This is a genomic window from Bartonella sp. MR168JLCBS, from assembly GCF_042194175.1.
In genome coordinates, this window is the sequence record NZ_JBHIMP010000283.1 from 1 (window position 1) to 809 (window position 809).

The window sequence follows — 809 nt, forward strand, 5'->3', positions numbered from 1 at the left end:
TTATGGTAAAAAAGAGTGCGTGAAGATTTCAGTGAGTGATAATGGTGTAGGGATGAGCGACGAAGAGATTGTGCAAGCTCTACAACCTTATGGTCAGGTAGAACGCAAAGACCGCCACTCTGGTGACAGCGTTTTTGTCGGAACTGGTCTAGGACTACCGATATGTAAAGCAATGGTAGAAGAAAGTGGTGGTCAATTTTTGTTGTTTTCAAAACCTAATCATGGAACAACTGTGGAAATGTTTTTTCCTGTGTTTCATGGGTGAGGCCATGCATAAATTTAATTTTTTTTGGCCAACAGGTCTCTGATTTCTGATAGGAGTTGTTCTTCCAGAGACATTTTTTTTGAATTTTCCTCTTTTTCTTGTTTGCGGCGGATTTTATTCATGCCTTTCACGAATAAGAAAAGAACCCAAGCAATGATGAGAAAATTGATAAGTAAAGTGATAAAGTTACCATAACTAATGGTCGCTCCGGCTGTTTTGGCAGCACTCAATGTAGCTTGTTTTTCACCGGCAAGCTGAATAAACATGTTAGAAAAATCAATCCCACCCGTGATGAAGCCAATGATTGGCATAAGAATATCATTGACAATTGAATTGACTAAGCCACCGAAAGCTCCCCCTATAATCACACCGATGGCGAGATCAATCATATTACCTTTTAGGGCAAATTCTTTGAACTCTTTAAGCATTGCATTTTCCCCTTTGTATATGCGACATACGGTAACTTTAACTATCGCTTTTGATGAAAAAGGAAAGGGAAATTTTTTACTTTCTTGTAGATTATATTACAAATATCAAAAATTTT

The 809-nt window shown here is 37.6% G+C and carries 2 protein-coding genes; one reads left to right on the forward strand and one right to left on the reverse strand.

From position 1 onward, the window contains the following. Nucleotides 1-265: ATP-binding protein (locus ACFIK8_RS10890; RefSeq protein WP_375669437.1), on the forward strand; the 265-nt coding region annotated here is incomplete at its 5' end. A gap of 14 nt (nucleotides 266-279) precedes the next feature. Here the strand turns inward: ACFIK8_RS10890 and mscL are convergent. After that, on the reverse strand, nucleotides 280-693 hold the full coding sequence (gene mscL / locus ACFIK8_RS10895) for a large conductance mechanosensitive channel protein MscL (RefSeq protein ID WP_014923796.1): 414 nt from the start codon (nucleotides 691-693) through the stop codon (nucleotides 280-282). Nucleotides 694-809 lie beyond the last annotated feature (116 nt).